This window comes from Methanococcoides sp. (genome assembly GCF_030594565.1).
Classification (GTDB): Archaea; Halobacteriota; Methanosarcinia; order Methanosarcinales; family Methanosarcinaceae; genus Methanococcoides; species Methanococcoides seepicolus.
This window is the reverse complement of record NZ_JAUVEY010000141.1, coordinates 1-5499: the sequence shown is the minus strand read 5'-3', so window position 1 is coordinate 5499 and position 5499 is coordinate 1. Positions and strand designations below refer to the sequence as shown.

Below are 5499 nucleotides of genomic sequence, written 5' to 3'. Positions count from 1 at the left end.
TCATCAACGAAATGAACTGTACACCCTGCAACCTTCACACCATAATCCAACGTCTGCTTCTGTGCATGAAGTCCCATGAAAGAAGGTAACAAAGCCGGATGGATGTTCATTATACTGTTCCGGTATTTCCCAATTATCCTGCTGCCTAGAATACGCATGTATCCTGCAAGGAGGACAAGGTTGGTATCATATTTACCAAGAACCTCCAGGATCTTATCCTCGTAGCCTTTTTTATCCCCAAAAGCGGAAGGGTCCACAAAAACAGGAACAATACCATGTGCTTCTGCCCTCTCAAGTGCATAGGCATCTCCCTTGTCACTGATAACGACCTTGATAGCAGCATTCGGGATGTAGCCATTTTCAATATTATCGATAATGGACTGTAGATTTGAACCACGTCCAGATACAAGAACTGCAATATTGAGAGTCATTGCTCACATCATACGGGATTGCTATATATTAGAGTTTTGGACTTATATATCCAAACACTCAACATATTGTTACAGAAAAACATTCGATCATATTAAGAAGGGAACTCAAAAAAGTTCATTCCCCTTTATGCCGCTTGGACCTTTCATGAATAAGAGTATCAAGGTCATCCGCATCTGCGATACTATTGAGCTCATCCCTTTCGATAAGTACGGTGTCCTCAACAGACTTATACCTGCTCTTACCCTCGATAATGAAAACGGATTGGGTCTCGATGACATTGGAGATGCTGCTCATCAAATGAGCACGTTTGACCATTGCATTGCTGTATTCACTAACCCCTGTCAGGAAAGTACTGGAAGTATCCTTTGAAACCGCCTTGAACGGAGCTTGGTTCGTTGAAAGGACATCATACCCCAGAGTGTATATAAGGTTCAGTATATTGTCATTAGGCGGTGTTTTCCTTTCAGAGGTATCTTCATTCACAGTTGCAGGGTCCAATTCTTTCTCAAAACTGCGGAGTATATCGATGGACTTTGCAAGTGCCATATCCAGTATCTCCTCCAGATGAAGCACAATATCAATAGATGCATCCATCTTACCTTCTTCATACTTGCTTATAGTACGTCTGGATACACCCAACTCGGAAGCAAGAGCCCCCAGAGACATCGATATGTTCATCCTCGCTTCCTTGAGCACATCCCCGTCAATGGATACATACAAACCTCCGGGTGCTGCGGATACAAGCGGAGGTACATTTTCTACAAAATAATCGTAAAGTGTCTGTATACTCAATGCAGGAATATCATATCTCATATAAACTACGCTATCCTCAAGCAGCTGGTCGCGTGTTTTTGCACCTATGAGTATGGGATAGCCATTCAGGTATTTTGCCAGAGATTTCATTTCACGGGCCGTTTCTTCGTTCAGACCGTCAATATTGTATAAGACCTTGCAGAATAGGAGCGTATTACCCTGACGTGCAGCGAGGTCAAAACTACGGGGCCTGATATTACATTGATTCGACACCATGAAACCGGCGCGTTCCAATACTTCAATTATCTGATGTATCAGAATATCCTTTGTCATTACAATAAAGCCATTGTTTGCACATCTATATAAAGGTATTTGTTAGTATATGAACGAACACAGATTGAAAGACCATGATAATAAGTATAGACGATACCGATTCCAGAGAAGGAATGTGCACCACCTATCTTTGTGCAATATTGATGGACGAGCTGAAAGAATACGGAACCATCAGAGGAAGCCCTATACTTATACGCCTCAATCCTACTATTCCCTATAAGACCAGGGGCAATGCTTCAACCGCTTTTGAAATAACAACATCAGAACCGGAAAAAGTAATGGAACATGTCATCTCAAGGGTCGACGAACTTTCTGAACTGCAGAGCGAGATGACAAATCCCGGAGTGGTGTTCATACCCGAAGACCGATCTGAGAAAGTTAAAGAAGAGCTCGGCGAATTTTTCCTGAAAGCGGTGCGTGAGGTATTGCAGATAGATGATGCAAAGAACCTTATCGCTAACTTGGACCTGCCTTCAAGAGGATGGAAGAATGGAAGAGGACTTATCGGTGCTCTTGCTGCCTGCGGAGCCATGCTGAACCCGGGATGGGATCATACGTACGAATATCTTGCATATCGCGAAAAGGATACCTGGGGAACGAAACGGCAGGTCGATGAGGAAAGTGTGAAGGAAGCAGACCTTGCGACCTACCCGAATACATGGGACACAGTCGATATTGCGAACAATGCAGTAGTATGCATACCCCATGCAGGAGATCCCGTTCTTTTTGGAGTTCGAGGAAATGGCATTGAGCCTGTCACCATAACATCCCGGATGATAATTTCGGAACCTGTTGAAAGATATGCGATCTATAAGACCGATCAGGGAACTGACCTGCACCTTATTCCAGTGGAGAGGATAGCAGACATAAAGGACATGCACTCCTATACCATTGAAGCAACAGTGGATACTCGACCGGAAACGATAAGGGGAGGACATACGATCTTTTCAGTTCGTGACGATGAAGGAGATGAGATGGACTGTGCAGCCTACGAACCTACCAAGAACTTCCGCGAATTGGTACGCAAATTCCTGCCTGGGGACAGGATAGTGTTCTCAGGAAGTGTGAAGAACAACACTCTGAACATCGAAAAGCTGAATATAATAAGCCTGGTCCAGGAACAAGAGTCGGTCAATCCTACATGTTCTGAATGTGGAAAAAGGATGAAATCCGCAGGAAAGGGGCAGGGTTACCGCTGCAAGAAATGTGGCACTAAAGCAGATCTATCTGAACTTGTCGAGGTCAAAAGAGGGATAGAGACAGGAATGTATGAAGTTCCACCCTGTGCAAGAAGACACCTTGCAAAACCCCTTGTCAGATGCCAGGAAAAAGAGAGCGAAAAGAATGGGAAAGTGTTCCCATCAAGATAACCAGTCATCACGAAGGTCATCAAGGTGTGCTATCGGGGGAATCGCTCTTTTGTGAAGATTGCTCCTAACACGTAGCAGAATGGAATTGATATCCTCCATTGGAACCCCGAGTTTCAGATGCACGCGTTCCTGCCCCTCCCCTGCAAGAATTGGTTGAAGCACTTTATCGATGGTCTCATAAGAAACACCAAGGTCATCTTCATCGGTCTGACCCTCCCAGAGTCCTGCAGATGGTGCTTTTTCCAGAATGCTCTCCGGGACACCCAGAATCTTTGACATTTCCCATACTTCGGTCTTGTAAAGATCGCCTATGGGTTCCATATCAACCCCGCCATCACCATATTTTGTGAAATAACCAAGTAATATCTCACTCTTGTTACCGGTCCCCATCACTACTCTGCCAAGCATGTTAGCATAGTAGTAGAGCATGGACATCCTTATCCTTGCCTTAAGGTTACCATCGACATAAGCAGATGTATCTTCGATATCCGGCATTGATGATCTGTAGCTTTCAAGGACATTGGTGATGTCTACCACCTTAATGTCAATGCCAAGAGCTTCTGCGACCTTTTTAGCATCCTCGATCTCAGACTCAGGGGTTGAAGCTTCAGGCATGTGTATACCAAGAACGTTCTCAGCACCCAACGCTTCGACGGACAGGTATGCCACCAGTGCAGAATCGATGCCGCCGCTTATACCTACAACAGCACCTTCAATTCCCGTCCCTTCCAGTTTCTTCCCAATAAAATCAATGATGATATCTTTTGCTTTTATAATATCCATAGTACCAAGGTCCAGATGATGATCGAGTATTTGTGTATATGATAGTGCTCTCTACTATATTCACAGTACATATTTAGATTTCCTGTTAAACTTTTTTCAAAAATGAGCGAACATAGTCTTAAATATAGTAGAGAGAATATTTATATAAATATATTCAGCAGGTGCTATAATGAAACAAATGAATTCGGAGATACATGCCCTTGATACAATTTTAAAAGGCGGGTTCCCAAAGCCCTCTGCGATTCTGGTAACAGGTCCAGCAGGTTCTGGAAAGACCACACTTGCAATGCAATCCATTTTCAACGCCGCTGAAAAAAATGAGAAATGCATGTATGTTACATCATTGAATGAACCAATTTCAATGGTCAATAAATTCATGTCAAAGCTGAATTTCTACAATATCTCCCTGCTTTCCTCCGGCCCCATGAACTACATCCCCATCGGCACCGAGACCCTTGATAAAGGGATATATACATTCATGTGGAACCTGGAAGAGTCCATTGAAAAAATAAAACCCGACCGAATTGTCATTGATCCAATTACGACCATCGGAAGCACTCTTGATGAAGAAGCAAAACGACGTTTCTACTATGACCTTTTCCTGCGTATGAAAAAATGGGATGCTCTGGTCATAGCGATCGGAGAGTTCACCGGAGACGAGCTCCTGAAAAGTGACCTGAGCCACGTAGCAGATGGCATTATCTATCTTTCCAATGATGAAGCCAACAAACGTCGAGTACACCACCTCGAGGTCTTAAAGCTCAGAGGACAAGGCTACATAAGTGGAAAACATCCATTTTCAATAACTGAAGAAGGTATTATACTTCACCGACAGGAACTGACCGAAATGGAGATACCCCATTTTACAGACCGTGTCTCAACCGGTATAAAAGGGCTTGACATAATGACCGGAAATGGTGTTATCAGAGGCACTTCAACCCTTGTCACCGGAGGTCCCGGTACCGGGAAAACCACCATTGGAACACAATTCATTGCAGAAGGAGCAAGGGCTGAGGAACCTGGAATGATAGTTTCATTTATAGAGTCCGAAGAACAAGCCCTTACGAATGCAAGCTCCATTGGTCATGATATAAGGGACCTTGTAAGTTCCGGTGCCATAAAAGTTGTCTGCACCAGCATGTCAGCCCTTGAAGCCGGAGAACATGCCATACAATTACGTACCATTATCAAAAAAGAGAACATCAAACGTATTTTTGTAGACGATGTGAACGTATTCTCCGACCTCATGACACCTCTGGATGCAAAGGACCATATCAAACTACTTTCAGAGATGTTCAGATCAAATGGCGTCACCTCAATGTTCGCACAAAGGCCGGATACCATTAATGGAATGCATTATATCGAAGATTATGGAATGGATACTTCAGTACTGCTTTCACTAAAAGAGGAAGAAGACCATATCGACAAAACCATAACTGTCATGAAAATGCACAGAAGCCATCATGACAAAGGAATAAGGAAATTTGAAATAAGGGACACTGGTGTAGACATCATGTTACCGTCATCGGATTAAATGGTAATAGCTATACTTATAAGCCTGAAGAAATATCTACATTATAAAACTGGCTTGAGACCATACGAACATGACATTCTATATTACAGATTCCGCAGTTTTCATCTATGGATATGATGGCGACACATCGCTGTTCATCACTGTACCTTCTGTGAAGGACGAAATGAAGAGCCGGGAAGCCATGATGCGATTTGAGATCGCTTGTGAGACAGGTACAAGAATTGAAACACCTGACCCGCAGATTCGCAAAGAGGTACTTTCGATTGCGAAAAAGACGAGGGATGTTGAAGAGCT

General features: G+C 43.5%; 5 protein-coding genes and 1 pseudogene. 3 read left to right on the top strand and 3 right to left on the bottom strand.

Annotated features, from left to right (window positions below):
• Window positions 1-431: phosphoribosylglycinamide formyltransferase (gene purN / locus QAS77_RS10100; RefSeq protein ID WP_305065360.1), on the bottom strand; the 431-nt coding region annotated here is incomplete at its 3' end.
• Between the two features lie 115 nt (window positions 432-546).
• Window positions 547-1518 carry a transcriptional regulator gene (locus QAS77_RS10095; RefSeq protein WP_305065359.1) on the bottom strand — a complete coding sequence of 324 codons (972 nt, stop codon included), beginning with the start codon at window positions 1516-1518 and terminating at the stop codon, window positions 547-549.
• Window positions 1519-1592: 74 nt separating this feature from the next.
• Here QAS77_RS10095 and QAS77_RS10090 point away from each other — a divergent pair, with 74 nt between their 5' ends.
• Window positions 1593-2888 (top strand): tRNA(Ile)(2)-agmatinylcytidine synthase, encoded by a 1296-nt coding sequence (locus QAS77_RS10090; RefSeq protein ID WP_305065357.1) that lies wholly within the window; start codon window positions 1593-1595, stop codon window positions 2886-2888.
• On the opposite strand, the gene QAS77_RS10085 is transcribed toward QAS77_RS10090, so the two are convergent.
• The gene (locus QAS77_RS10085) at window positions 2880-3671 is read right to left on the bottom strand and encodes an NAD+ synthase (RefSeq protein WP_250867703.1); all 792 of its coding nucleotides are present in this window, start codon (window positions 3669-3671) and stop codon (window positions 2880-2882) included. The two genes, QAS77_RS10090 and QAS77_RS10085, sit on opposite strands and share 9 nt — an antisense overlap.
• A gap of 169 nt (window positions 3672-3840) precedes the next feature.
• Here QAS77_RS10085 and QAS77_RS10080 point away from each other — a divergent pair, with 169 nt between their 5' ends.
• The gene (locus QAS77_RS10080; protein ID WP_305065356.1) at window positions 3841-5205 is read left to right on the top strand and encodes an ATPase domain-containing protein; all 1365 of its coding nucleotides are present in this window, start codon (window positions 3841-3843) and stop codon (window positions 5203-5205) included.
• A 70-nt stretch (window positions 5206-5275) separates the two neighbouring features.
• Window positions 5276-5499 (top strand): annotated as a pseudogene (locus tag QAS77_RS10075) (NOB1 family endonuclease); the annotation flags it as partial.